Genomic DNA, 26,723 nt, shown 5'->3' with positions numbered 1-26,723 from the left:
CAACTATTGATAGCGCGATTCCAGTCAGCGTTGTGTAAAAAAGCGCCATATTCACGAACTTCGTCATCACGACCTGGTCCACGTTAGACCCCATGAAATAACAGGAGTCTACACAGAGACACATGCGTATTCTGATTTTTTCTTTAAGTGTTGTTGCGTCGTTAAGTTACGCAGCAAAGCCGACCCCTTTCCCTATAACACCAGACAATAACGGACAAGATTTTATGGTCAGCGCGACCAACCCTTACGTGAGCAGCACTGGTTATTCAATATTGAAAGAGGGCGGGAACGCCGTTGATGCCATGGTCGCGATGCAGATGGTGATGTCTGTAGTTGAGCCAGATATGACGGGAATTGGCGGCGGTACTTTCGCGCTGTTTTATCAACATGGCAAGCAGAAGTTTTTAGCCCTTGATGGGCGAGATGAAGCGCCGTCTAGCGCTCACCCTGAGATGTTTATTGAAAATGGGAAAGCACTCAGCCGCGATGAAATTTTGGGGCCTCGCTCCGTTGCGGTACCGGGCACCTTACGTTTGCTTTATTCCACTCATGAGCAATACGGCAAATTACCATGGTCTGAGTTGGTTCAACCTGCTATTAAGCTCGCGCGTGATGGGTACGCGATGAATAGCTATACCTATGATATCGTCGTGCGAGAGCAAACGCGTTTGGCTCGCGACCCAGAAATTAAAGCCTTGTATTGGCAAGATGATGAAGTGAAGCCAACAGGGACGTTAATGAAGAACCCTAAAATGGCTGAGACGCTAGAGAAAATAGCTCAGCAAGGCGATCGCTATTTGTATGGTGGTGCACTTGGTCAACATATTGTTGATACGGTGAATAGTCGTATTAACGATCAGCATGAGAAATTGTCGTTAGAGGACTTTAAAAACTATCAGGTGAAATCTCGCGATATTATTGAAAGCGATTATCGAGGCAACAAAATCGTTTCGTTTGGTTACCCGGCCTCTGGCGGTGTGATGGTTGCTCAAAGTCTGAAATTGCTGGAGCCGTACGATATATCTCAGATGGCATTAACTGATGTAGAGCCTTGGCGTTTAATGACCGAGGCGATGCGCTTAGCAAAAGCTGATCGTATTGCGTATGCAGGAGATCCGGATTATGTGGAAGCACCAGTTGAACAATTGTTATCTAAAACCTATTTGGACCAGAGACGTGATTTAATCCCTGATAATGGCACCTCAAAAGAGAATCCAAAAGCCGGACAGATAACGCAAACTCAGTATGCGCAATATCAAGGCTTCGAGAGCAAAGATACAGGGCACATTTCTATCGTTGATAGGGAAGGTAATGCGATTGCTATGACCAGCACCGTTGGCACGGGAATGGGAGCTGGTGTCATGGTTGATGGCGTTATCTTGAATGCACAAATGGCAAACTTTTCACCTCAACCAACGCTTAACGGTAAGCCTACTCAAAACTCGATTGAAGCGGGTAAGCGTCCACGCTCAGCCATTACGCCATTAATGGTGATGGACAGTGATGATAACTTGCGTTTGGTTGTCGGTTCACCAGGAAGTTCGCAAATCCCGGGGTATGTACTCAAAACCGTGGTTGGCGTGCTGGATTGGAACTTATCAGCGCAAGAGGCTATTGACTTACCAAACATCCAGTACGGTACCAAGATAGACCGCACGAAGCCGTATGACCCAACAGGCTTGCTAGTGGAGAAGAAAACCTTCGCAGAAATGTTGGTGCCGGAGTTTATGGAGCTTGGCTACCCAGTACACGTTATTCCAGTGGTAAGTGGTTTGAATGCAATTGAGCTAAAAGATGGCAAGCTTTATGGCGCAACGGATCGTCGTCGAGCGTCTAGTTCAATGGGGGAGTAGTGCAGATTTCCGTAAAACTAAGCAAACAAAAAAGCCAGTCGAATATCGACTGGCTTTTGCATTCTTTTTTATAGATAAAAGGGCGAAGGACTTATGCCCAACCCGCAGGTGAACGTTTTCTACGAGGCATGACATGCGGAAGAATCAAACCAAATAGCAAACCTAAACCTGCAACACCGCCGCCATAAGTGAAGTACTTAAGCAGCATGTCGTCTTTTTGTGTATCCAGTTTAGCGCGCAGCTCGCGGTTTTCTGTCTCAACAGAAGTAAGCTGGTCGCTGATCTCAGAGTATTTATTCTCAAGATCGGAAATTTGTTGGTTACGCGTTTCTAGAGAGGTAACAAGGCCGGCTTTCTCTGCATCAGAAGTTTTACGAGCGTTAGCAAGCTGCTCTTTCACTTCTGCTAGCTCTTTCTCAATGCGAGGAAGGCGAATCGCCATGCTTTCTTGGTTTGTCACAAACTTGCTTTGTACCCAACCAGTACGACCTCGGTCATCACGAACTTGCGTATAGCCAGTATCTCGGTTGGTTTTAATCAGTTGTACTTTAGAACCGGCGTTAACACTACCAATAATACGGTAGGTGTTATTTGGACCTGAGTGCATAAAAGTGAAGAGGTCATCAGAAATATAACGGTCTGCTGCTAGGGCCGCTGGCGCTGCTAGCAAAGTAAACAAAACCGTGATGATTAGTTTTTTCACAGTAAATCCCTTAACGATTTTTCTTGGAGACAGCGTTGGCACCGAATGATTGGAGCCGGAAATAGACGAATAGTATGCAGTTTCAAACTTCGGTGCAACAAAGAAGGGAGGCAAAGCCTCCCTTTCTGTGCGTTTGAGTCAATAATGACAAAGCGCTTACATTCTATTGACTAGTGTCTTAAGCGAACATCGCTTGAAGTCCGTAGAAGAATACAACGGCCAATAGTGCACCTGCTGGTAGTGTAACGATCCATGATGCCACGATGTTACGAACCACGCCCAGGTTTAGTGCCGCGATACCACGAGCAAAGCCAACACCGAGAACCGCACCAACCAATGTTTGAGTGGTTGAGATTGGCAGACCAGTACCAGAAGCTAGAACAACAGTACAAGCGGTTGCTAGCTGAGCTGCAAAACCACGGCTAGGAGTTAGCTCAGTGATACCTGTACCAACGGTTGCCATTACTTTGTGACCCAGTGTCGCAAGACCGACCACGATACCAATACCACCAAGAGGTAGAATCCACCAAGCGATGGTGCTTTTCGTGCTGATTTCGCCCATATGTTCAACAGTCGATACGACAGCAGACAGTGGACCAATGGCGTTTGCAACGTCGTTTGAACCGTGTGCAAATGCCATTGCACAAGCGGTGATAACCATCAGAACGCTGAAGATACCTTCCACGCCAGAAAAGCTGCGGTCTTCTTCGCGATTAGCGAATTTTTTCTGGATATATACGTAGCCGCCAACCATCACAAGTGCTGAAACTGCTGCTGCCCACATCCAAGCTTCGCCATTGGTTAGGTGAAGACCAACGTGTTTTAGACCTTTTTTGATAGTTACAAGTGCAATCACCATTGTTGTGATGAACATGTAAACAGGAACAAAACGTTTGGCGTTGAATAACGGGTTCTCAGTATCAAAAATCAGACGTTGTGCGCTGACAAAGATAACGTAAGCAAAGAAACCTGAAATCACTGGTGTAATAATCCAGCTACCAACAATGCCTTGAACGCTGCCCCAGTCAACCGCTTCAGTACCTACTGATACGCATGCAAAACCAATGATTGCACCGATGATTGAGTGAGTCGTAGATACTGGCCAGCCCATGTAAGAGGCAAGAAGTAACCATGTACCCGCAGCCAAAAGAGCAGACATCATACCGTAGACAAGAACGTCAGGTTGACTAGCAAATAAAGAAGTTTCGATTACACCTTTACGGATAGTGTCGGTTACTTCACCGCCTGCAAGGTAAGCACCTGCAAATTCGAAGATCATCGCAATGATGATAGCTTGTTTTACGGTTAGCGCTTTTGAACCTACTGATGTACCCATCGCATTAGCAACGTCGTTCGCGCCAATACCAATCGCCATCATGAAACCAAAAATCGCTGCAACAATAATCAGGACAGTGCCGTAGTTCGCAAGGATATCCATCGTAATACCTAGTTGTTTTATAACAAGCGGAACAAAATTTTACGCGCGCCAAACCATAAGACGATGAAAATAGTCATCGTCCCTATGACACGTGTTCATTATGCTCTTCGTTATGTCGTTAACTTTATGTTTTAAGATCGAGATAGCATGACTTCCAAACGAGCACCTACGCGCTGCGCTTGGTCGGCAATACCACCTACCCATTCAAGAATCTTGTACAAGAACATGACATCGATAGGGTTCATGTCAGACTCAATCGCCATCAACTGTTGACGAAGTTCAATCTGCATAGCATCGGTATCATCTTCGATGACATCTAATTGATGAATCATTTCAGCGACGAGCGTCACTTCACGACCTTTGAAGCCGGTTTCTAGCAATTCATCAAGTTCATTGATTACCTTTTGCGCCTGATCGGCCGCATCAAGACAACGTTGAACGTAAGCGAGGAAGTTTGGTTGGAGAGCCTCAGGAATGACAAGTTGACGACCATATACACGGCCAGCAATGTCTTTTGCCAGGTTTGCAAGTTTGTCCTGCTGAGTCAGAAGCTCAAGCATGTCAGTACGGTCTACTGGCATGAACAAACCGCGAGGCAGTTTTAGACGGATTTCACGTTTCAGCACGTCCGCTTCTTTCTCTAGGTGAGAAATTTGTGCACGGATTTCAGATGCTTTTTCCCAGTCACCCTTTGAAGATACTTCAAAGAATTTCACCAAGTGTGAACAACATTCGTTGACACACACAACGTGGCGTTGCAAAGGCTTAATTGGGGACTTTGCAAATAACCCCATAATTGTATTTACTGGCATGGTCATTCAACCTAATAACTATAACCTTAAAAAAACATACACCATTTCTGAGTGCTTGGCGAAATGTTGAACGATGGCTATAAAGGCGCGCATGGTAACGCATTAAATCGCTCATTAAAACTGTTTTAGATCATCATTCCGGCGATATTTCTCTCTTGCCGTGCGAGAAATTACGCAATATCCTGTTTCTATCTGCTTTGAAAGGTATAGCTATGGAAACCGAAATAGAACTGAATGTTTTTGTTTCTCCTGAATTTTCAGAAACTTTAAAAGAAAAAATTTCTGAGACAAAAGTACTTCAGCATAGTTGTCGTGACTTGGGTAACACCTACTTTGATACCGCCGATAAATGGCTGAGAAAGCACGACATTGGTTTAAGAATTCGCCGTTTTGATGATGTATTCGTCCAAACCGTAAAGACAGCAGGACGCGTCGTCGCAGGCTTACATCAAAGACCAGAATACAATGCTGAACACACTAGCGACGAGCCTAATCTGTCGCTTCATCCTGTAGACATTTGGCCGCCAGGTAAAGACGCAGCAACGCTGCAATCTGAGCTTATGCCGTTATTCTCGACCAACTTCACACGTGAACAGTGGCTGATTGGCATGCCAGACGGTAGCCAAGTAGAAGTGGCGTTTGACCAAGGTATGGTCGTAGCCAAAGGTGAAGATGGGGAAGAGAAACAAGAACCGATTTGCGAAGTTGAACTGGAACTTAAGTCTGGCCAAACCGAAGCTTTATTCACGCTGGCACGCAGCTTTTGCGAGCAAGGTGGTATGCGCTTGGGTAACTTGAGCAAAGCGGCGAAAGGTTATCGACTTGCAAGCGGTTATGCGGGTGATGAAGTAAAATCATTGGCACTTGTGGACAGTAGTCCGACGGATACCGTTGAATTTTGCTTGATCAACTCTTTAGAGCACGCTTTGTCTCATTGGCATTATCACGAGCAAATTTATGCTGAGCGTGACAGCGTGGAAGCGCTACGTGAAATCAGTAATGCCATTCGTTTCATTCGTCAAACATTGACTATTTTTGGAGGAATTGTCCCTCGTCGCGCGAGTGCGATTCTGCGCCAAGAGCTTAAATGGTTGGAAGAAGAACTGAGTTGGTTAGATGAGCATGCACACCTTGAAGAGCTCTTAGATGACAAAGGCAATGTGCTGCGTAAGTTGGATGCGCGTAAGTTCTTAGTATCTGAGCTGACTCAGCAGTTACAAGAGTTGCCAAGCCGTGAAGAAGTGCTAGGGTTGCTCAATTCCGCGCGTTACACCGGGTTACTGCTGGATCTAAGCCGCTGGATCTTAGCACGCGGTTGGCAGCCATTTCTTGATGAAAAAGCACGTGAAAAAATGGCAAGTAACATCATGCCGTTTTCAGTTACTCAGCTCGATCGCACTTGGGCAGAACTAATGGAAGCTTTCCCAGCAGAGCGCGACCTGACGGCGCAAGAGTACGTTGATCAGCGCTATCGCTTGCTGCGTAACCTCTATACCGGTATTGGTTTCGCGAGTTTGTATAACTCGGATGAGCGTAACAGCTTCCGTTTGCCATGGGCGGATCTGGTGCATGGTATTGATGATCTGCTAATGCTGAACCACTTACTTCCGTTGGTTGATATGTTGGAAGACGCAGAAAAAGAGCAGTTAGAACGCTGGTTGCACCGTCAAGAGCGTTCAATTTTGCATGCAATGGATCAAACCCGAGCGATCAGTGTAGAAGTGCAGCCTTATTGGCGTGAATGATCGTTCTGGTGATAAGGACAAAAAATAGGACCGCATGGTCCTATTTTTTTGTCTTTGTTTTGCTTTGTTGCAGCTCTTGTTCTATGAAGTCGAGTCGTTCTAGTATTTGCGCTTGTTGGCTTAGGAGCTGCTCGAGCATACGTTCTTTATTGATTGAGCTGTGCGTCTGTTGTTTTGTCGGGGCAGTAAGGATAGAGGTGATAAGACCCGAAATCATACCAAAGATCCCCACACCACAAACAATGATGATGACGGCTAAAAACTTTCCTATTGAGGTCACCGGATAATGATCGCCGTAACCAACGGTTGAGATCGTTACGAATACCCACCACAAAGCATCGGCGCCAGTGCGAATATTCGCTTCTGGGTTTTTCGCTTCAATAAACAGCATTGCACTAGAACCGAGCGTAATGAGGATCACCATCAACAGTAATATTGAGGCGACCGTGGTTTCGCGGCGGTTCTCTTTGAGCTGATGCAAAATGAACTTCGACGAGCGCAGTACTAATACCACTCGAAGAATATGAAAGATACGAGCAAAGCGCAGTGGCTCTATTAATGGGATGCTCGCCACGAAATCTATCCAATGACGTTTAAGAAATAACCAGCGATCTGTGGACCGGATCAAATCAATGGTGAGCTGTAATAGAAAAATACTACAGATTATGAAATCCAGACCGATAAGAACTTGACGGGTTTCGTGATCGATCGGGAAAAACAACAAGCCAGAGATCACAAATAGTGCCATAAAAGACAATATTAGTGACAACAGGCCCATCGGTCGTGTGCTGTCTTTGATATCATTGTTTTTCATACGAAGCTCGAAATAAATCGCGTAACCACGCTAAACGCGAACATAACTATAAGTAATATAAAGATTATAGATAAAGACTATATAAGACTCGGTGGAGAACTGACAATGGAAAAGCTGGCATTTAAGCCATGGGAAAGGGTCATATCCGACATTCGACTGGTTCCTAAAATGGTCATGTTGATGGTCTTCAGTACTGTCCTGATAGTGGCAAAACAACTGTGGGACGCGAACACCTTTTACGATTCACTTTTAGCGGCGACACAAAACGCGCAAGTTGCCCAACAGCATTACGAAGCATATTTAACGCAAGTTGCTTGGCAAACTGCCTTATTGATTGTGGTTTTTGTCGTGCTCTTATTAGCGGCGGCTAGAGTGATGCTGCGTCAAACACAGTATCTGAGCGACGCGATCAAACTGATGGCGAGCAAGAACCTCTCCGTGCCATTTGGTATGGATTGTAAAGATGAATACGGAGACGTGGCACGTGAATTAGAAAAGACACGTCGCCAACTGCACGATGTGATTCAAATGCAAATTAATGCTTCTGATGAGTTATCCACACTCACGGAAGTGATGACGCTGAGCATGTCGGAAACGAAGGAATCGGCGCAAGAAGAGTTTAACGAAATTGATCAACTTGCTACGGCGATGAGTGAAATGTCGTCGACGGTCCAAACCGTCGCGGAACATGCCCAGACGGCATCTTCTCTAACAGAGCAAGCTTCCGCACAAGCAATTTCTGGTCAGCAGTTCTTGCAAAGTACAATGGCGAAAATGAGTGAACTTTCGTCGGATATCGCTTCATCGGCACAAGCGGTTAACCAAGTTGAAGAACGTGTTGAAGCCATTGGTAGCGTTGTGGGGACGATTCAAGGCATTTCTGAACAAACCAACCTGCTTGCACTGAATGCGGCGATTGAAGCGGCGCGAGCTGGCGAGGCGGGTCGTGGTTTTGCTGTGGTTGCAGATGAAGTTCGTAACCTTGCCCAACGCACACAACAAGCGACGGTAGAAATTCAAGAGATGATCGCACAGCTGCAAACCAGTGCTGAATCTGCGGTAGAACTCATGGAAAAAAGCGTTGTAGAAGCGGCAGATGGAAACGAGCTGGTTTCTAATGCTGGATCTGAGCTCGATGGTATTGTTGGGCAAGTGACGCAAATCAATGACATGAACTTCCAGATCGCGACGGCGTCTGGTCAGCAAAGCAGTGTTGCAGAAGAGATGAGCCAAAACCTCACCAATGTACGTGAGTTGGTGGAAGCCTCAGTTGTTGTCGTTACCGAGCTGCTAGAAACCTCTGAAATGATGCAAAATAATGCAGGTGAGCTAGACAAGAAGATCAAATCTTTCCAAGTTTAATATTCGATCCCGAACTTTTGATAAAACGCCCACAAACCTTTTGTGGGCGTTTTTATTTGCTTTCAGTCTGGTATAAAGAATGAGTTACCGTGCTTTTCAAACAAGGAAGAAAAATGCAGCTGCCTTCGCCACTGATTTCTATCGCTGAATCTGCCGTACAAAACGCCCAAGACGCAGGTTATTTTCCCCTTTGGCCAGATGAGATTGCGCAGCAATTTCGCTATGTGGCGGGCTTAAGCCAGTTTATTACCGAGGCCATTCATCGCGATGAAGTTTTAGCCCGTGAGTTGCCAAGCATGTTAGCGCAATCAAGTCGTCAGGAATCTTACCGCTCACGTCTTGCTGCACTGTTGGGACAATGCCCGGATGAGATGTCTGGTCATCGCGTGTTGCGTCAGTTTCGCAACCGAGAAATGGTGTACATTGCGTGGAAGGATTTCACGCATGCATGGTCGCTAGAAACGTCTTTAAGCCACTTATCTGAGTTGGCTGAAGCGATGATTTTTGAAACCTATCAATGGCAATATCAAGCGTGTTGTCAGGAGTGGGGAACGCCGACAAGTGAGGACGGTGAAGTGCAGCCGATGTTAATTATCGGCATGGGGAAACTGGGTGGCGGCGAGTTAAACTTTTCTTCCGATATCGATCTGATTTTCACATATCCAGAAAACGGTGAGACACAAGGCGCGCGCCGCAGTATTGCCAATGCCCAGTTCTTTACTCGCCTTGGTCAACGCATCATCAAAGCGCTCGACCAACAAACCTTCGATGGCTTCTGTTACCGCGTAGATATGCGTTTGCGTCCGTTTGGTGAGAGTGGTCCATTAGTCATGAGCTATGCGGCACTAGAGGATTACTATCAAGAACAGGGACGTGACTGGGAGCGTTACGCGATGATCAAAGCTCGAGTGATGGGGTGCGAAATGTACCCGCAATACCAAGAGCTACGCCAAATGCTGCGTCCTTTTGTTTTTCGTCGCTATATTGATTTCAGTGCGATTCAGTCTTTGCGTCGGATGAAATCGATGATCAGTAGTGAGGTTCGCCGCCGAGGTTTGAACAACAACATTAAGTTAGGTGCAGGTGGCATCCGAGAAATTGAATTTATCGCTCAAGTTTTTCAATTGATTCGAGGTGGTCGAGAACCTTCTTTGCGTAATCGAGGGTTGTTGGAAACGCTGCAAGGCATTGAAGAGCTGGCATTGCTTACTCCACAAGAAGTCAGCGATCTAGAAGCCGCATATAAGTACTTGCGTCAATTAGAAAACTTGTTGCAAGCAATGGCGGATAAGCAAACCCAGACGCTGCCTGATTGCGAAACCGAACGCTTAAAGCTCGCCACTGCGATGAAAATGAGCTGTTGGGAGCAATTGAGTGAGCAAACCCAGCAGCATATGGCAAATGTTCACCAAGTTTTTGAATCACTAATTGGTGATGATGAAGAAGACGAGGGGACTACGGTTGCTCGTCATTTTCATGAGCTATGGGATATGGCCGACAAACAAGACGTTCTTGAGCATATCTTGCAGCAGGATATTCAGATTGAAGACTTTGCTTCATACGCGAAAACTATCATCAACTTTAAAACCGATCTGGCTAAAAAAACGTTAGGACCGCGTGGACGAGAAGTGTTAAACCGTTTGATGCCGAAGGTGTTTGATGCGGTCTTTGCCCATCCTGATGCACAGTTTGGTCTATCTCGTGTACTTCACTTGCTACACAACATCTGCACTCGCACAACTTACTTGGAATTATTGGATGAGCATCCAGCGGCTCTGGTGCAGCTCGTGCGTTTGTGTACCGCAAGCCCAATGATTTCAGAGCAGCTATCTCGGTATCCGATCTTACTCGATGAGTTGATCGATCCTGCGCAGTTGTACAATCCAATCCCATTAGACAGTTACCGTACAGAGCTGCGTGATTATCTGGCCCGTATTCCAGAAGATGATATGGAACAGCAAATGGAAGCGTTGCGTCAGTTTAAGCAAATCTGCATTTTACGTATTGCGGCGGCGGATATTGCTGGTGCATTGCCGGTGATGAAAGTGAGTGATCACTTAACCTATTTAGCGGAAGCTATTGTTGATGCTGTGGTCAGTCAGGCTTGGTTGCAAGTGTCCGAAAAATACGGCGAGCCAACGCATGTGAAAGATCGTGAAGGCAAGGGTTTTGCCGTCATTGGTTATGGCAAAGTCGGTGGCTGGGAACTCGGCTATAACTCCGACTTGGATATCGTCTTCATGCATGACTGCCCAGTCAATGTCTATACAGATGGCAAAAAGGAACTCGACGGTCGTCAGTTCTACCTTCGCCTAGCGCAGCGCATCATCCATATTTTCTCGACTCGCACCGCTTCCGGCATTTTGTACGAAGTCGATACCCGCTTGCGCCCATCTGGCGCGTCAGGTTTGTTGGTTAGCCCAACCGATGCGTTTGACGATTATCAGCATCAAGAAGCCTGGACATGGGAGCATCAAGCACTTGTGCGCGCGCGCTTGATTTACGGCGATGAACCCCTTGCCATTGCATTTCACAATACGCGACATGATGTGTTGTGCAAAGCGCGCGATCGGACGGAACTGAAAAAAGCCGTTGTCGAAATGAGAGAGAAAATGCGCGGTCATCTTGGGGGGAAAAAGCCCGGCCGTTTTATGCTCAAGCAAGATGTGGGAGGGATTACCGATATCGAATTTCTCGCTCAGTACTTAGTGCTCAACTATAGTCACGATAAGCCGAAATTAACGCGTTGGTGTGATAATGTGCGCATCTTTGAAACGCTCATTGCACAAAATGTCATGGACGAAGACCAGGCAATGCAGTTGATACGTGCCTACACGACAATGCGAAACGAAATACACCGGAGAAATCTACTCAATTTAGATGCTGATGTGGTGGAAGATAAGTTTGTTGCCGAAAGGGAGTGGGTAAAACAGGCTTGGAATCAGTGGTTCAGTTAAGACCATATATTTAGCCTCGATAAGGGCTGTGATAAACTCACTTCGATTTAATTTTTGGAGACCAATAATGAAACCAATTCTACCTGATTACAACAGCGCTGGTGTGCTCATCATCGGTGATGTCATGCTAGATCGTTACTGGTATGGCCCAACCGGACGCATTTCTCCTGAAGCGCCGGTTCCTGTTGTAAAAGTAGAAAACAATGAAGAGCGTCCTGGTGGTGCTGCGAACGTTGCGATGAACATCGCATCACTAGGTGGCCATGCTCACATTGTTGGTCTAACAGGGGAAGATGAGCCTGCAAAAGTGCTGACGGAGACGCTGAGCTCACTCAATGTGAAGTGCGATTTCGTTGCACTGCCTGATTACCCAACGATCACGAAGCTTCGCGTAATGAGCCGTGGACAACAGCTTATTCGTCTCGACTTCGAAGATAAATTTGAAAACACGGATTCTGCACCTGTGCTATCACGTATGGATGCCGCTCTGCCAAACGTTAAAGCCGTGATTATGTCTGACTACGCAAAAGGCTCGTTAGAGCATGTTCAGGCATACATCCAAAAAGCGCGCGCAGCACACATTCCAGTTTTCATTGACCCTAAAGGTGCGGATTTTGAACGCTACCGCGGCGCGACACTCTTAACACCAAACATGAAAGAGTTTGAAGACGTTGTAGGTAAAGTGAAATCAGACCAAGAGCTGGTTGAAAAAGCACTTCAGCTTGTTGAAGAGTTTGATTTTGAAGCGCTACTGGTTACGCGTAGTGAAAACGGCATGACGTTGATCCGCCGTGGTCAAGAGCCATTCCACCTTCCGACTCAAGCGAAAGAAGTGTACGACGTGACAGGTGCGGGCGACACGGTTATCTCTGTATTGGCAGCGTCTGTTGCCGCAGGCAAATCCTTCGAAGAAGCGTGTGCACTAGCGAATGCTGCGGCAGGCGTTGTTGTTGGTAAGCTTGGTACCTCGACCTTGTCTGAAATTGAACTGGCAGAAGCGGTACATGGCAGCCAAGACACGGATTACGGTGTGATTTCAGAAAAAGCGCTGATTGAAGCAGTGAAAAAAGCACGTGCACGTGGCGAGAAAGTCGTCATGACAAACGGCTGCTTTGATATTCTTCACGCTGGGCATGTTTCTTACCTCAATCACGCTGCAGAACTTGGTGATCGCCTGATTGTTGCGGTGAATACCGATGAATCAGTAAAACGCCTTAAAGGGCCTGGTCGTCCTGTGAATCCAACCGATCGCCGCATGGCGGTATTGGCAGGTTTGGGCGCTGTGGATTGGGTTGTACCATTTAGTGAAGATACGCCGCAACGTTTGATCTCGGAAGTTCTGCCAAGCTTGCTTGTAAAAGGTGGTGATTACAAACCAGAAGAGATTGCTGGTGGTAAAGAAGTCATTGCTGCAGGTGGCGAAGTTCGTGTATTGAACTTTGAGGATGGTTGCTCAACCAGTGAAATCATCAATGCAATCAAAGGCGGTAAGGGCTAAGCCTACGATTTGTTGGCATTGAAACGCTATTTGTTTGTAAAAGGTCGCCAAGTGCGGCCTTTTTGATACTAGATGTTCTGAGATACTTTTCGTCTCTTAACTGCAAGCAATAAAAAAACGCCAGCTGATAAATCAACTGGCGTTTTTATTTATTGAGAACTGAAGCATTCAGTCAGCAATTATTTTGCTGCTTTCAAACCTGCATCAACGTCTAAGATGTCTTGTTCGCTTAGCGTACCAACGGCTTGGCGTAGCTGAAGAACACTTAAGATGTAGTCGTAACGAGCATTCGATAGGTTTTTATTCGCATCGTATAGACGACGAGTTGCGTCTAGCACGTCAACGATAGTACGAGTACCCACATCAAAACCTGCTTCTGTTGCTTCTAGTGCAGAGCGCGCAGAAATAACGGCTTGCTCATAAGCACGTAGTGCGCCGATAGAGGCGTTAATGTTGTTGTTTTGTGCGCGAACATCTTTTACTACGCTACGGTATTGTGCTTCAAGATCTTCACTTGCAGCCACGTACGCGTATTCAGCCTGTTTGGTTTGAGAGGTGACGTTACCACCCGTGTATAGCGGCACCGCAAGGTTCACACCGATATTGAAGTTGTCTGTGGTGTTGTCACGAGAGCTATGAGACGTATCACCGTAGTTGTAACCACCGTCTAGAGACAGCGTTGGTAGATGACCAGAACTTGCTAGTGAAATATTGTCACGTGCGATATCTTGAAGAATACGTGAAGACAGCAAGGTCAGGTTTTTGGTTTTTGCTTCGTCAATTAGCGACTCAGCAGGCACGGTCGATGGACTAGCAGTGAAGCGGCGAGTGTCCAAGATGTTGAGATCTTTGTGCTCTTGACCGGTGATTTCACGTAATGACTCGTAGCTGTTAGTCAGTGCGTTTTCTGCTAACACTTCATCCGCCAGTACTTGGTCGTACTGAGCTTGCGCGTCGTGTACGTCAGTGATCGCAGATAAACCTACTTCAAAACGCTGTTTTGTTTGCTCTAGTTGACGACCCACTGCGGCTTTTTCTGCACGGACGAAAACAAGGTTGTCTTGTGCGCGTAGAACTTCAAAATACGCTTGTGAAACACGAAGAATTAGTGCTTGTTGAGTCGCAGCGTAAGTTGCGTCTGCTTGGCGAGCACTTTTCTCAGCGGTATCTAGCGAGATCCAAGATGCGCGGTTGTAAAGTGCTTGTGAAAAGCTAACGCCAGCGGTTAGAGCGTTGGCATCGTTTGATACGTCATTGACTAGGTTTGAGTCGTATTCAGTATCGCCACGAGTTAAGTTGTAACCTGCTGTTAGGTTAATTTGTGGTAATAGAGCACTACGGCTTGAGGTGATTGCTTCGAAAGCTTGGTCACGTTGTGCTGCTACACTGAGCAATTGTGGATCATTTTGTTTTGCTAAGTCGTAGATTTCAGCCAAAGAGTCTGCGAACGCAGACGTACTCATGCTACCTAGCGCTGCACTGATAAATAGTGGAAGCAATTTTTTCATTTTCTATTCCCGCGGTCAATAGATTGGTTAATTCTCAGTAGTTTAACTCAATTTGCACGATATTTACTCTAAAGTTTGCACTTTTTTACACGTAATTATCCAGTTGTGCAATAAGTTTTCACCAAAGACTTAAATTAATTTGTAACTATTGTACAAAAAGTTGAGCCAAGTCCTTTGAGCAAGCGAATAACAATGAGTAAACTACAAGATTCACTCAGAGAGGTGTCGAATGCAACAGTGTGACAAACAACAAAAGGATTTTACTTCGCAAGATGTAAAAGTCATCTCGAAAGAAACCTTATTTGAAGGCTTTTTCAAAATGGTGAAATATCGCTTTCAGCATAAGCTATTTGCTGGAGGTTGGAGCGAGGTTGTCGAACGAGAAATGTTCGAGCGTGGTCATGCTGCAGCGATGCTTCCTTATGATCCAAATACGGATCAAGTGGTTATCATTGAACAGATTCGAGTAGGAGCCTTAGAGCATCAACACCCATGGCAGCTAGAGATTGTCGCGGGTATGATTGACCGTGATGAATCAGCTGAAGCCGTCATTCGCCGAGAAGCTGTCGAAGAGGCGGGGATACAAGTGAGGCGTGTTGCGCCAGTCACTTCTTATTATCCTTCTGCTGGCGGTTGCTCGGAAAAGTTGGACGTATTTGTTGGTGAAGTGGACGCATCTAAAGCGCACGGCATTCATGGTTTAGACTATGAGAATGAAGATATTCGCGTACATGTTTTGAGTCGTGAGCAAGCATATCAATGGGTGAAAGACGGAAAATTTGAAAATGGTGCGTCGATTATTGCGTTGCAATGGTTGCAATTAAACCATCAAGAGTTGAAGTCACAGTGGGGGCAACCCCAAATGGTGGAGAGTAAGTAATGGCACAAGTGGCTGAAAAACAGAGGTATCATGTTGATTTGGCGGGTCTAATGAGAACCTATGAGACCAACTACGCTAAATTGAACGCCTTACTGCCTGCTTCTGCCGAAGTTGGGGATGTACGCTGCTATCAAGCGGCGAACATGGTTTACCAACTGACCGTGAATGAAATCACAAAATACACCACAGTTGTTGAGATATGTCAGAGTGATGAAACGCCAGTGTTTCCTTTACCGACGATGTCTGTCAGGCTTTATCACGATGCGAGAGTAGCCGAAGTATGCTCAAGCGGAGAGTTCTCTCGCATAAAAGCTAAGTATGATTATCCCAACGACCAACTGATGCAGAAAGATGAAAAGCATCAACTAAACACATTCCTCGGTGAATGGCTGACGTTTTGTTTACGAAGTGGTATCAGTAGAACACCACTTGCCTTCAATTGATCGTCACGTCACTAAAGGAAAATAACAAATAACGATATAGTGGACGAATCAGGTTTTCATTTTGCAATCATCTAGTGACAGCATCAAACTTTTACAAATTACGGATACTCATCTGTTTGCTGCCGATGAGGGAAGTTTGCTGAGCGTAAAAACGGCCGATAGCTTTAACGCTGTTGTTGCTGATGTTTTACGCCGCAACGTGACGTTTGATTACATCTTGGCGACAGGGGATATTTCCCAAGACCATAGTGCAGAATCTTACCAGCGCTTTGCCGAAGGCATTGAACCGCTAGAGAAAGACTGCTTTTGGCTGCCTGGTAATCATGACTACAAGCCCAATATGGGCAGTGTATTACCTTCGCAACAAATCAAAGCGGCAGAGCATGTATTGCTTGGCGCGCATTGGCAGTTGGTTCTTTTAGACTCGCAAGTTGTTGGCGTTCCCCACGGACGCTTGAGTGATCAGCAGTTAGCGTTACTCGAAGAAAAGTTAGCAGAACACCCAGAAAGGCACACACTTGTGTTGCTGCATCACCATCCATTATTGGTGGGAAGCGCGTGGCTTGATCAACATACCTTAAAAGATGCCGAAGCGTTCTGGCAGGTTGTCGATCGTTTTGATAACGTGAAAGGCATTCTCTGTGGTCATGTTCATCAAGACATGAATGTGCTTCATAATGGTATTCGAGTGATGGCAACACCCTCAACGTGTGTTCAGTTTAAGCCCAACTCGGATGATTTTGCCCTCGATACGACTTCGCCTGGTTGGCGTGAACTGCAGTTGCACGCTTGTGGTGAGATTACGACCCAAGTGGGCCGACTTCCTGACGGCCAGTTCCAACCAGACTTCTCTTCTAACGGATACTAACGCGCCCGAGCTCTATGTTCGGGCTCGCTTTTTTGTGCGAGATATCTATGAGTAAACCTTCACTTCTTCTGTATATCCATGGTTTTAACAGCTCCCCATTTTCAATGAAAGCCAATGTGATGAGAACATACTGCGAGCAGCATCGTCCTGATATCAAAGTGATTGTTCCCCAGTTACCTTGTTATCCTCAACAAGCGGCGAAAATGTTGTTGGATATCATCGAACAATATAAAGACGATTATAACATTGGTCTGGTGGGCAGCTCATTAGGCGGCTTTATGTCAACGTGGCTAAATGACAAGTTTGGATTTAAAGCGGTTGTGGTCAACCCCGCGGTTAAGCCCTATGAGTTGTTAGTAGATTATTTGGGTGAGCAAACTAACCCTTATACGCACGAAACCTATACACTTGAAGCTTGTCATATTGACGAGTTAAAAGCTCTTGATGTACAAAGCATCGCGTCGCCACATTCTTTCTGGTTGTTGCAGCAAACAGAAGATGAGGTTTTAGACTATCGACAAGCGGTAGATAAGTTTGCAGACGCTAAGCAAACAGTAGAACAAGGCGGTGATCACAGTTTTGTAGGCTTTGAGCGTTATCCTGCACAGATTATCGAATTTCTAGAACTGTAATTCGAAAGCGATTGGAAAAGGCTCATAGTTTTTATTGATATATCCAACCGTTTCTTGACATGGGCGGTATGCTTTCCGACTATGTTTTGCCAAAAGATCTTAAGGGTCGAGGACCCTGGCTACTTTGTTATGCATCATGTTTACAAGCACTTAGTGATGTGAACAGGGTGGCTTTTTCGTTTCCTGAGTATGGGTTCACCCATTGGTGATATTCAGGCAACAAGTAAACTTTGAGAATAATTCCGTATTATGACTGAACAATATAATGCTGGTGCCATTGAAGTACTGAATGGCTTAGAGCCAGTACGTCGCCGACCAGGGATGTATACGGATACAGCGCGCCCAAACCATTTGGGCCAAGAAGTTATCGACAACAGTGTCGATGAAGCGCTAGCCGGACATGCCTCAAAAGTACAAGTCATCCTACATGCCGACCAATCACTAGAAGTGATCGATGATGGTCGAGGCATGCCTGTTGATATCCACCCAGAAGAGAAAGTGTCGGGCGTAGAGTTAATCCTATGCAAGCTGCACGCAGGTGGTAAGTTCTCTAACAAAAACTACCAATTCTCTGGTGGTTTGCACGGGGTAGGTATTTCGGTAGTAAACGCGTTGTCAAAACGCGTTGAAGTAACCGTTCGTCGTGATGGCCAAGTGTATGAAATTGCATTTGAGCACGGTGATAAAGTCTCTGACCTGACCGTAACCGGCACATGTGGTCGTCGCAATCGCGGTACCAGCGTGCATTTCTGGCCTGATGCGAAGTACTTCGATTCGGCTAACTTCTCTGTTACGCGCCTAGTCAATAATCTGCGCGCAAAAGCGGTTTTGTGTCCGGGTTTAGAAATTACATTAACCGACAAAGTTAATGTTAAAGACTATAAGTGGTACTACGAAGACGGTCTTAAAGACTATCTTGCGGAAGGCGTAAAAGGCTACCCAGTTATTCCTGAAGAACCATTTACTGGTGAGTTCTTGGCGGATACCGAAGCGGCAAACTGGGCGGTAATTTGGCAGCCAGAAGGTGGTGAGATGATCACCGAAAGCTACGTTAACCTGATCCCAACTGCTCAAGGTGGTACGCACGTTAATGGTTTACGCCAAGGCTTGTTAGAAGCGATGCGCGAATTCTGTGAGTTCCGTAATCTATTACCTCGTGGCGTTAAGCTAACGGGTGATGACGTTTTTGACCGCTGTTCTTACGTGTTGTCGGTTAAAATTCAAGATCCGCAATTTGCAGGCCAGACCAAAGAACGTCTGTCTTCTCGTCAAACCGCGGCATTTGTCTCTGGCGTAGTAAAAGATGCGTTCAGTCTTTGGTTGAACGAAAAGCCTCAGCTAGCAGAGCAATTGGCAGAAGTCTGTATCGCTAACGCGCACCGTCGTATGCGTGCAGCGAAAAAAGTCGTACGTAAGAAAGTGGCGTCCGGCCCGGCACTGCCAGGCAAGTTGACCGACTGTTCAGCACAGGACTTAAGTCGCACTGAAATCTTCTTTGTGGAGGGTGACTCTGCGGGTGGCTCGGCAAAACAGGCACGTGACCGTGAGTTCCAAGCCGTGATGCCACTGCGTGGTAAGATCTTGAACACGTGGGAAGTCTCTGCTGACCAAGTTCTTGCGTCTCAAGAAGTACACGATATCTCAGTGGCTTTGGGGATTGATCCTGACAGCGATAACCTTGATGGTCTGCGTTACGGTAAGATCTGTATCCTTGCCGATGCGGACTCGGATGGTCTTCACATCGCAACGCTGCTTTGTGCTCTATTTACTCGTCACTTCCGCGCACTAGTGGAAGCGGGTCATATCTATGTGGCGATGCCGCCTCTGTATCGAATCGACTGTGGTAAAGAAGTGTTTTACGCCCTCGATGACGATGAAAAAGATGGCATCTTAGAGCGCTTGTCGAAGAAGAAAGCCAAAATCAACGTGCAACGATTCAAAGGTCTGGGTGAGATGAACCCACTTCAGTTGCGTGAAACCACCATGGATCCGAACACGCGTCGCTTAGTGCAGTTAACCATTGACGACTCTACGGCGACCATGGAAATGATGGACATGCTGCTAGGTAAAAAGCGTGCAGATGACCGTCGTTCTTGGCTACAAAACAACGGCGACTTGGCAGAGGTGTAACGGATGTCTACAGAAATTACCTACGATGGCGTCGAACAGTTGCCAATGCGCAAGTTCACTGAAGACGCTTATCTGAACTACTCGATGTACGTCATCATGGACCGCGCCTTGCCATACATTGGTGATGGCTTAAAGCCGGTTCAACGACGCATTATTTATGCGATGTCAGAGCTTGGTCTCTCCGCATCAGCAAAATACAAAAAATCTGCACGTACCGTTGGTGACGTGTTAGGTAAATACCATCCGCACGGTGATTCAGCGTGTTACGAAGCGATGGTATTGATGGCTCAGCCATTCTCTTACCGCTATCCATTAGTGGATGGTCAAGGTAACTGGGGTGCGCCAGATGACCCGAAATCATTTGCGGCAATGCGTTATACCGAAGCAAAACTGTCTAAGTTTGCTGAAGTATTGCTAGGCGAACTGGGCCAGGGCACGGTTGAATGGCAACCTAACTTTGATGGCACAATGAAAGAGCCACAAATGTTGCCAGCACGTCTGCCTCATATCTTGCTTAACGGTGTAACCGGTATTGCGGTTGGTATGGCAACAGACATCCCACCGCATAACGTTCGTGAAATCGCAGATGCGACTATTCATTTGATCGACAACCCGAAAGCAGAACTGCCGGACGTGATGCAATATGTTAAAGGTCCGGATTACCCAACAGAAGCAGAAATCATCTCGCCGCAAGCGGATATTGAGAAGATTTACCGCAATGGTCGCGGCAGCATCAAGATGCGCGCGGTATGGCACAAAGAAGGTTCTGATATCGTTATCACCTCTCTACCACACCAAGTATCGGGTGCAAAACTGCTTGAGCAAATCGCCAACCAGATGCGTGCGAAGAAGCTACCAATGGTTGACGATCTTCGTGACGAGTCGGATCACGAGAACCCAACGCGTATCGTTGTGGTACCTAAGTCAAACCGCGTCGATTGTGATTTGTTGATGAACCACTTGTTCGCATCAACGGATCTTGAGCGCAGCTACCGCGTTAACTTGAACATGATTGGTTTGGATAATCGTCCTCAAGTTAAAGGTCTGGTGCAAATTCTGTCAGAGTGGATTGAGTTCCGTCGCACGACCGTACGTCGTCGTCTACAACACCGCCTAGACAAAGTCATGGCTCGCTTACACATTTTGGAAGGTTTGTTGGTTGCTTACCTAAACCTAGATGAAGTGATTGAGATCATCCGTACCGAAGATGATCCTAAAGCGGTATTGATGGCACGCTTCGGTATTACCGATATCCAAGCGGATGCGATTCTAGATACCAAACTTCGTCACCTAGCCAAGCTAGAAGAGATGAAGATTCGTGGTGAGCAAGACGAGCTAGAGAAAGAGCGCGAGAAGCTAGAACAGCTACTCGGTTCTGAGCGTCGTCTAAACACACTACTGAAAAAAGAAATCAAAGCGGATGCTGAGAAATACGGTGATGACCGTCGATCTCCATTGGTTGAGCGTGCAGAAGCAAAAGCGCTTACTGAACGTGATCTTGTTCCAAGCGAACCAATCACGGTTGTGCTTTCTGAGAAAGGTTGGATTCGTCACGCGAAAGGCCATGACGTGGATGCAGAAGGCTTGAACTATAAGTCGGGTGATAAATACTTAGCGCATGCGCGAGGTAAGAGTAATCAGCCTGCAGTATTCCTAGGTAGTGATGGTCGAAGTTACTCTCTGGAATCGCACTCGCTGCCTTCTGCTCGTAGTCAAGGTGAGCCGATTACCGGTCGTTTGAATATTACGGCTGGTAGCAGTATTCGCCAAGTGATCATGAGTGAAGAAGATCAGCTGTGGCTGGTGGGCTCTGATGCAGGTTACGGCTTTGTATGTAAAGGCGCTGACTTGCTGTCTAAAAACCGCAGTGGTAAAGCGCTGGTCACTTTACCGGCTAACTCTGAGGTCATGACGCCAAAAGCGATTGAAGATTTAGATTCTGATGAAATCTTAGCAATCACTAACCAAGGTCGCATGCTGCTGTTCCCAATCAAAGACCTGCCACAACTGGCGAAAGGTAAAGGGAATAAGATCATCAACATTCCTGCTGCTAAAGCAAAAGAGCGAGAAGAAGTACTATCTCACTTAATGTCTTTACCAAAAGGTGCATCGTTAACGCTGTACGCGGGTAAGCGAAAGTTGGGTCTTAAACCGTCTGACCTTGATAACTTCCGTGGCGAACGTGGTCGCCGAGGTGGGTTATTACCAAGAGGTTTGCAGCGAGTCACTCGCATTGAAGTTGAACTGGATGATTCCGATACGACGGAAACACCGAGCGATAGCGAGTAACGCACAAATAAAAATCCCAGCCAATGGCTGGGATTTTTTATGCTTCTTGCTTGTCTTCAGCAATCGTGACTTTCAAGCTCATCTCTTTTCCTTTGCGAATGATACCTACGTCCACGGTGGTGCCAGGACGTAAATCGGTGACGATATCCATAACGCTCTGACGCCCTTGCACTTTATTGCCATCAATACTGATAATGATGTCCTGCTTTTGGAAGCCTGCCGCATTGGCAGGACCATTTGGATCAATACCAAGCACGACAATACCACCTATGTGTTCATTTCCAAGTAGGCGAGCAGTGACCGCATTAATGTCTTGGCCGTCGATACCGATATAGCCACGAATCACGCGACCATCAGCGATGATTTTCTGCATGATCTTGCTGGCTAGTGACGCAGGAATAGCAAAGGAAATACCGTAAGTTTCTAAATCAGTCGCTTGTTGGAAAGAGGCGGTATTGATGCCGACGAGCTCACCTTGTGTGTTCACTAGAGCACCGCCAGAGTTGCCCTCATTGATGGCGGCATCGGTTTGAATGAATGCTTGGCGACCGTCGCTAATAGATGAGCGTCCTGTTGCTGAAATAATGCCGAACGTTGTGGTTTGTCCAAGGTTGTATGGGTTACCGATGGCTAGGACCACATCACCCACTTGTGGCTTGTAATTAGAGTTCAGAGGAATAACAGGTAAATTTGAACCTTCGACACGCAGTACGGCAATGTCTGTGCGTTTATCCGTGCCAACTAGCTGAGCTGCCGCGGCTCTACCGTCTTGTAATGCGACAACAATTTGGTCTGCTTGAGCAACCACATGGTAGTTGGTAATGATGTAGCCTTTCTCACTGACAATGACACCTGAACCCAGACCTTGAGTCGAGAGTTTACTGCGATCATTTTCAACATATTTACGGCTGTAGATGTTTACTACGGCAGGTGCTGCTCTTCGCACCGCCTGATTAAATGTCAACTCAACGGACGCGATATTAACAGGTTGCGGATCTAGCGCGGCAGGAATTACGTTGTTGCGCAAAGATGGCACCGCCAGTAATACCACTGCGGCAGTAGCCAAGCCTAAAAAGACAGAACGTAATAAAAAGCTGAGCATATCCTCTCCATGCATGAGCGCCAAAATGGCATAGAAGATGAAGAATAGCATTACATTGAAAAATAACAAAAGGACAACACGGAATCGTGCTGCCCTTTTCATTAGCTATTGAGCGATAAGGAAAAGTATTTGAGGCTTATTATCGGTGCTATGCATCGAAAACCTTATTTCCTATCACTTTGAAAGTGACTAACGAATAACAAGATAAATAGTACGTTCGCCACGCTGAATATTCAGAGCCAATACGCCTTTGTGTTTATCCACTATTGCACGAAGCTCAGCAAGGTTTTTCACGCGCTGGCGGTTCACACCGATAATGATGTCACCTTGCTGTAATTGATATTGAGCAGCCGGAGAGTTATCTGCAACGCTCGATACTTTAACGCCTTGAATCGCATCACTTGGTGTCGTATTGCTTAATTCCGCACCCTTGAGCCCTTCGTGTAATGTTTCGGCTTTGGCTTTCATATTTGTAGATTCGCCAAGCGTTACATCAAAGGTTTTATTCTTACCATCTCGAACCACACCTAATGTGATTTCTTTACCTGCGCCCAGCGTTGCCACTTTTGCGCGGAGCTCTGAGAAAGTATTAATCTCTTTGCCGTTTACCGATACAATTACATCACCGGCTTTCAATCCAGCTTTATCGGCTGCGCTGTCTGGTACGACTTGGCCAATAAAGGCCCCTTTACTTGACTCGTAACCCAATGCATCAGCCAGCTCAGAGGTTACTTCACCGCCCTGTACACCCAACATGCCGCGTTTGACTTCACCAAACTCTAGAATTTGCTCGGTGAGGTTTTTCATCATGTTGGACGGAATCGCAAAGCCAATCCCCACGTTACCGCCGTTAGGGCCTAAAATCGCAGTATTAATACCGATCAGCTCACCATTAAGGTTGACCAATGCACCACCAGAGTTACCGCTGTTAATTGCGGCATCGGTTTGGATGAAGTTTTCGAAGTTTTCAACGTTTAAGCCACTACGGCCTAACGCTGAGACGATGCCCGACGTCACGGTTTGACCGAGTCCGAATGGGTTACCAATCGCAACCGTAAAGTCACCTACGCGAAGTTTGTCGGAATCTGCGACTTTAATTTGCGTTAAGTTTTTCGCTTTTTCTAATTTAAGCAACGCAACATCGGCCATCTCATCTCCGCCAACGAGCGTAGCGTCATACTCGCGACCATCATAGAGGCGAACTCGAATCTCATCCGCGCCCTTGATTACGTGGTAGTTAGTGACGATATGCCCTTTTTTCGCATCAATAATGACACCAGAACCTAAACCTCTGAACGGGCGCTCGCGCCTTTGCTCCATCGGAAAGTCCGGTCCAAAGAAGAATTGAAATTGTTCGGGAATACGGCTGGTTTGTACTTGTTTGCCTTCTACAGCAATACTCACAACAGCAGGGGTTACTTTCTCAAGCATGGGCGCCAAGCTAGGTAACTGTTGGCCATCCACATTTAAAGGTAATGCGGCGGTGGCTTGAACTGGCGCAATAATAGAGCCCAAACTCAGAGATAGAACGGTGAGCGCAAGCAGTGGTTTTTTCATCCAATAACTCCTCTTGAAACATGTCTGCCAAAAAGAAATATCCGAACGGTTAGTTCACTTTGTTAATAACTAATATAGGGCCTAGTTCGGATAATCAAAGGGGGAGGCAGTTCACATCCAAGTTAGAGCAAAGGTGAGAAGAAAAAGTTCAAAAAAGGGCCGATACAAATGTATCGGCCCTAGTAGGTAGAGGTAAGAGAAGGTTATGATGCTTTTGCGGTTACCGCTTCGGGAGCATTAATGATTTCTTTCTCTTGATCCTTTAAAAGACCCGTTGCGCCATTGGCGTAGTCTTTTGGCTGTTCGTTAAACTCTGGTTGATCTTCTGCAATAGCTTCAGAAGACATTGCCGTTTTCTTATCAAACGGGTTGTCTTGCTCTGGCAAGTTTGGCAAAAGCTCAGAAGAGGTCTTAGCCATATGTTGGTACAGCTTGGTGTAATCTTTACCTAGTGTATCCAACATTTCTGCGGTTTGTGCAAAATGATCGACGAGCTCTTGACGTTGTTGCTCTAGTTCAAACTTGGCCGCTTCAAGTTCTTTCTGCACAGACTTTTGTTTCTTGTATTCAGGGGTGGTTAGTCTACTAATGACTACGCCTACGATTGTACCGACCAGCAAACCCACAATGGCATAAATCCAAGGCATAACTGCTCCTTATAGTTGTTTTAACAAGTCTTTTACTACTTAGTTACACGCGGTGCTAGTCCATGTTACTATGGCTTGAACAGCCGATAAAGAAAAATAGCAGTATGTCTTCGGGGACTGATAACTACTTCTCTCTATTCTCAAAGTTGACCCCGAGGTAACCCTTTTCCCAGTACCTCTATACGACTTAATACGATGACACCACTACAACAATATCAAAAAGACATAGCAGAACACGGGTTTCAGCGTGATGAAGCTCAGTATCAAGCGGTCGTTGCATTAGATAAGCTTTACCATGCTATCGTTGAATTTCAGTCAGCTCCTGTGCCCCAGCTTTCCAAATGGCAAAAGCTCATGGGAAAAAAAATCGACATGCCTGAGCCCCCAAAAGGTCTTTACTTTTGGGGAGGAGTCGGACGCGGTAAAACGTACCTCATGGATGCGTTTTTTGATGCTTTACCAACCCAAAGAAAAATGCGCGTACACTTTCACCGCTTCATGTATCGAGTACATGATGAGTTGAAGCTGTTAGGTGATGTCGAAAATCCGCTAGCAAAAGTAGCGGATAAATTCAAAGAAGAAGCGGATGTGGTTTGCTTTGATGAATTTTTTGTCTCTGACATTACGGATGCGATGATCCTTGCAACGTTACTCCAAGAGATGTTCAAGCGGCAGATGATCCTAGTCGCGACTTCAAACATCGAACCGCAGAACTTATATCGTAATGGCTTACAAAGAGCGCGCTTTTTGCCTGCAATTGATATGATTTTGGCACGCTGTGACGTGTTGAATGTTGATAGTGGCGTTGATTATCGCTTAAGAACGCTTGAACAGGCCGAAATATACCATTATCCACTTGATGAACAGGCCAACATTAATCTCAACAAGTATTATCAGCAGCTGACGGGCGAACGTCAGATCGTCGCTCATCAAATCGAAATCAATCACCGTCAGCTTGAGGTAATTGAAGCGAGTGATGGGGTTCTGCATGCGTCTTTTGCTCAGTTATGCCAAACCGCTCGCAGTCAAAATGACTACATTGAGTTGTCCCGTATTTATCACACGGTATTACTGGCGGATGTTCAACAGATGAATCGTAAAATAGATGATGCAGCGAGACGTTTTATTGCACTGGTCGATGAGTTTTACGAGCGCAATGTGAAGTTGATTATTTCTGCTGAAGTACCAATGGAAGACTTATATACTGAGGGGCAGCTCGAGTTTGAATTTAAGCGCTGTTTGTCTCGGCTCACTGAGATGCAAAGTCATGAGTACCTCGCGCGTGAGCATTTGGCCTAAATCTAGTGGGTTCTTAAAAAGTGAAGAAAAAATTAGTGATTTGGCGCAAAAAAAGGTGATTTTTTCTTCGCTCTTCTCTATAATCCTGCGACCCACCGTTACTGCAGACCGGATTATCGAAGTTATTTCGAAATTGAAGGTCGAGAGTACCAACGACTCGAAGGGGTGATGACTGGGCTCTTAGAC

20 protein-coding genes are annotated in these 26,723 nt (G+C 46.2%); 12 read left to right on the top strand and 8 right to left on the bottom strand.

All coding sequences use genetic code 11. The features are described from left to right. Positions 1 to 122 precede the first annotated feature (122 nt). On the top strand, positions 123 to 1,853 hold the full coding sequence (ggt, locus tag CAG69_RS14710; protein ID WP_161444871.1) for a gamma-glutamyltransferase: 1,731 nt from the start codon (positions 123 to 125) through the stop codon (positions 1,851 to 1,853). Between the two features lie 91 nt (positions 1,854 to 1,944). On the opposite strand, the gene CAG69_RS14705 is transcribed toward ggt, so the two are convergent. From CAG69_RS14705 to CAG69_RS14695, 3 genes are all read right to left on the bottom strand, one after another. Further along, positions 1,945 to 2,556 (bottom strand): TIGR04211 family SH3 domain-containing protein, encoded by a 612-nt coding sequence (locus tag CAG69_RS14705; protein ID WP_031780509.1) that lies wholly within the window; start codon positions 2,554 to 2,556, stop codon positions 1,945 to 1,947. 178 nt (positions 2,557 to 2,734) lie between these two features. Beyond that, positions 2,735 to 3,994, bottom strand: a complete 1,260-nt coding sequence (locus CAG69_RS14700) for an inorganic phosphate transporter (protein WP_005395948.1) — start codon at positions 3,992 to 3,994, stop codon at positions 2,735 to 2,737. A 131-nt stretch (positions 3,995 to 4,125) separates the two neighbouring features. Then, positions 4,126 to 4,806 (bottom strand): TIGR00153 family protein, encoded by a 681-nt coding sequence (locus tag CAG69_RS14695; protein ID WP_031780508.1) that lies wholly within the window; start codon positions 4,804 to 4,806, stop codon positions 4,126 to 4,128. Between the two features lie 212 nt (positions 4,807 to 5,018). On the opposite strand from CAG69_RS14695, the gene CAG69_RS14690 reads away from it, so the two are divergent. Continuing rightward, complete coding sequence (locus CAG69_RS14690) at positions 5,019 to 6,551, top strand: CYTH and CHAD domain-containing protein (RefSeq protein ID WP_161444869.1); 1,533 nt, start codon at positions 5,019 to 5,021, stop codon at positions 6,549 to 6,551. A 40-nt stretch (positions 6,552 to 6,591) separates the two neighbouring features. On the opposite strand, the gene CAG69_RS14685 is transcribed toward CAG69_RS14690, so the two are convergent. After that, entirely contained in the window at positions 6,592 to 7,365 is a 774-nt protein-coding gene (locus CAG69_RS14685) for a potassium channel family protein (protein ID WP_104974514.1), read from the bottom strand. 105 nt (positions 7,366 to 7,470) lie between these two features. On the opposite strand from CAG69_RS14685, the gene CAG69_RS14680 reads away from it, so the two are divergent. The 3 genes from CAG69_RS14680 (at position 7,471) to hldE (ending at position 13,182) form a co-directional block, all read left to right on the top strand. After that, a complete protein-coding gene (locus CAG69_RS14680; protein WP_005379890.1) occupies positions 7,471 to 8,727 on the top strand; it encodes a methyl-accepting chemotaxis protein in 1,257 nt (418 codons plus the stop codon). 113 nt (positions 8,728 to 8,840) lie between these two features. Further along, on the top strand, positions 8,841 to 11,684 hold the full coding sequence (gene glnE / locus CAG69_RS14675) for a bifunctional [glutamate--ammonia ligase]-adenylyl-L-tyrosine phosphorylase/[glutamate--ammonia-ligase] adenylyltransferase (protein ID WP_161444867.1): 2,844 nt from the start codon (positions 8,841 to 8,843) through the stop codon (positions 11,682 to 11,684). Between the two features lie 67 nt (positions 11,685 to 11,751). Further along, complete coding sequence (hldE, locus tag CAG69_RS14670; RefSeq protein WP_114323136.1) at positions 11,752 to 13,182, top strand: bifunctional D-glycero-beta-D-manno-heptose-7-phosphate kinase/D-glycero-beta-D-manno-heptose 1-phosphate adenylyltransferase HldE; 1,431 nt, start codon at positions 11,752 to 11,754, stop codon at positions 13,180 to 13,182. A 179-nt stretch (positions 13,183 to 13,361) separates the two neighbouring features. Here the strand turns inward: hldE and tolC are convergent, their stop codons facing one another. Further along, a complete protein-coding gene (tolC, locus tag CAG69_RS14665; RefSeq protein WP_012842165.1) occupies positions 13,362 to 14,690 on the bottom strand; it encodes an outer membrane channel protein TolC in 1,329 nt (442 codons plus the stop codon). A gap of 229 nt (positions 14,691 to 14,919) precedes the next feature. Between tolC and nudF the strand changes: the two genes are divergently transcribed. The 6 genes from nudF to parC all read left to right on the top strand — a co-directional run bounded on the left by nudF (position 14,920) and on the right by parC (position 21,932). Continuing rightward, the gene (gene nudF, locus CAG69_RS14660; RefSeq protein WP_161444865.1) at positions 14,920 to 15,570 is read left to right on the top strand and encodes an ADP-ribose diphosphatase; all 651 of its coding nucleotides are present in this window, start codon (positions 14,920 to 14,922) and stop codon (positions 15,568 to 15,570) included. Then, the gene (locus CAG69_RS14655) at positions 15,570 to 16,013 is read left to right on the top strand and encodes a DUF1249 family protein (RefSeq protein ID WP_005395930.1); all 444 of its coding nucleotides are present in this window, start codon (positions 15,570 to 15,572) and stop codon (positions 16,011 to 16,013) included. The genes nudF and CAG69_RS14655 overlap by 1 nt, the downstream gene beginning before the upstream one ends. A 61-nt stretch (positions 16,014 to 16,074) precedes the next feature. Then, positions 16,075 to 16,881 (top strand): 3',5'-cyclic-AMP phosphodiesterase, encoded by an 807-nt coding sequence (cpdA, locus tag CAG69_RS14650; RefSeq protein WP_005395929.1) that lies wholly within the window; start codon positions 16,075 to 16,077, stop codon positions 16,879 to 16,881. A gap of 47 nt (positions 16,882 to 16,928) precedes the next feature. Further along, positions 16,929 to 17,513: an esterase YqiA gene (gene yqiA, locus CAG69_RS14645; protein ID WP_161444864.1), complete on the top strand. Its 585-nt coding sequence runs from the start codon at positions 16,929 to 16,931 to the stop codon at positions 17,511 to 17,513. Positions 17,514 to 17,762: 249 nt separating this feature from the next. Next, positions 17,763 to 19,643, top strand: a complete 1,881-nt coding sequence (gene parE / locus CAG69_RS14640) for a DNA topoisomerase IV subunit B (RefSeq protein WP_161444862.1) — start codon at positions 17,763 to 17,765, stop codon at positions 19,641 to 19,643. A 3-nt stretch (positions 19,644 to 19,646) separates the two neighbouring features. Then, positions 19,647 to 21,932, top strand: coding sequence for a DNA topoisomerase IV subunit A (gene parC, locus CAG69_RS14635; protein WP_005395922.1), 2,286 nt, complete (start codon positions 19,647 to 19,649; stop codon positions 21,930 to 21,932). 37 nt (positions 21,933 to 21,969) lie between these two features. Here parC and degS read toward each other — a convergent pair whose 3' ends face one another. The 3 genes from degS to zapG all read right to left on the bottom strand — a co-directional run bounded on the left by degS (position 21,970) and on the right by zapG (position 25,238). After that, complete coding sequence (degS, locus tag CAG69_RS14630; RefSeq protein ID WP_161444860.1) at positions 21,970 to 23,034, bottom strand: outer membrane-stress sensor serine endopeptidase DegS; 1,065 nt, start codon at positions 23,032 to 23,034, stop codon at positions 21,970 to 21,972. A gap of 189 nt (positions 23,035 to 23,223) precedes the next feature. Beyond that, the gene (locus CAG69_RS14625) at positions 23,224 to 24,591 is read right to left on the bottom strand and encodes a Do family serine endopeptidase (RefSeq protein WP_047009069.1); all 1,368 of its coding nucleotides are present in this window, start codon (positions 24,589 to 24,591) and stop codon (positions 23,224 to 23,226) included. A gap of 203 nt (positions 24,592 to 24,794) precedes the next feature. Then, positions 24,795 to 25,238 (bottom strand): Z-ring associated protein ZapG, encoded by a 444-nt coding sequence (zapG, locus tag CAG69_RS14620; RefSeq protein WP_005395919.1) that lies wholly within the window; start codon positions 25,236 to 25,238, stop codon positions 24,795 to 24,797. A gap of 195 nt (positions 25,239 to 25,433) precedes the next feature. Between zapG and zapE the strand changes: the two genes are divergently transcribed. Next, positions 25,434 to 26,537 (top strand): cell division protein ZapE, encoded by a 1,104-nt coding sequence (gene zapE, locus CAG69_RS14615; RefSeq protein WP_161444858.1) that lies wholly within the window; start codon positions 25,434 to 25,436, stop codon positions 26,535 to 26,537. The last annotated feature ends 186 nt before the right edge of the window (positions 26,538 to 26,723 follow it).

Source organism: Vibrio sp. V43_P6S15P86, assembly GCF_009904725.1.
Taxonomy (GTDB): Bacteria; Pseudomonadota; Gammaproteobacteria; order Enterobacterales; family Vibrionaceae; genus Vibrio; species Vibrio diabolicus.
The sequence above is the reverse complement of the archived record's forward strand: the minus strand, read 5'-3'. Positions and strand labels throughout refer to the sequence as shown.

Excerpts from the sequence above, each read along its gene's own strand:
- degS (WP_161444860.1), bottom strand. The coding sequence starts at position 23,034 with ATGCTCAGCTTTTTATTACGTTCTGTCTTTTTAGGCTTGGCTACTGCC.
- zapG (WP_005395919.1), bottom strand. The coding sequence starts at position 25,238 with ATGCCTTGGATTTATGCCATTGTGGGTTTGCTGGTCGGTACAATCGTA.
- CAG69_RS14690 (WP_161444869.1), top strand. The coding sequence starts at position 5,019 with ATGGAAACCGAAATAGAACTGAATGTTTTTGTTTCTCCTGAATTTTCA.
- zapE (WP_161444858.1), top strand. The coding sequence starts at position 25,434 with ATGACACCACTACAACAATATCAAAAAGACATAGCAGAACACGGGTTT.
- tolC (WP_012842165.1), bottom strand. The coding sequence starts at position 14,690 with ATGAAAAAATTGCTTCCACTATTTATCAGTGCAGCGCTAGGTAGCATG.
- hldE (WP_114323136.1), top strand. The coding sequence starts at position 11,752 with ATGAAACCAATTCTACCTGATTACAACAGCGCTGGTGTGCTCATCATC.
- ggt (WP_161444871.1), top strand. The coding sequence starts at position 123 with ATGCGTATTCTGATTTTTTCTTTAAGTGTTGTTGCGTCGTTAAGTTAC.
- yqiA (WP_161444864.1), top strand. The coding sequence starts at position 16,929 with ATGAGTAAACCTTCACTTCTTCTGTATATCCATGGTTTTAACAGCTCC.
- CAG69_RS14625 (WP_047009069.1), bottom strand. The coding sequence starts at position 24,591 with ATGAAAAAACCACTGCTTGCGCTCACCGTTCTATCTCTGAGTTTGGGC.
- CAG69_RS14700 (WP_005395948.1), bottom strand. The coding sequence starts at position 3,994 with ATGGATATCCTTGCGAACTACGGCACTGTCCTGATTATTGTTGCAGCG.
- parC (WP_005395922.1), top strand. The coding sequence starts at position 19,647 with ATGTCTACAGAAATTACCTACGATGGCGTCGAACAGTTGCCAATGCGC.
- CAG69_RS14680 (WP_005379890.1), top strand. The coding sequence starts at position 7,471 with ATGGAAAAGCTGGCATTTAAGCCATGGGAAAGGGTCATATCCGACATT.
- parE (WP_161444862.1), top strand. The coding sequence starts at position 17,763 with ATGACTGAACAATATAATGCTGGTGCCATTGAAGTACTGAATGGCTTA.
- CAG69_RS14685 (WP_104974514.1), bottom strand. The coding sequence starts at position 7,365 with ATGAAAAACAATGATATCAAAGACAGCACACGACCGATGGGCCTGTTG.
- glnE (WP_161444867.1), top strand. The coding sequence starts at position 8,841 with ATGCAGCTGCCTTCGCCACTGATTTCTATCGCTGAATCTGCCGTACAA.
- nudF (WP_161444865.1), top strand. The coding sequence starts at position 14,920 with ATGCAACAGTGTGACAAACAACAAAAGGATTTTACTTCGCAAGATGTA.
- CAG69_RS14695 (WP_031780508.1), bottom strand. The coding sequence starts at position 4,806 with ATGCCAGTAAATACAATTATGGGGTTATTTGCAAAGTCCCCAATTAAG.
- CAG69_RS14655 (WP_005395930.1), top strand. The coding sequence starts at position 15,570 with ATGGCACAAGTGGCTGAAAAACAGAGGTATCATGTTGATTTGGCGGGT.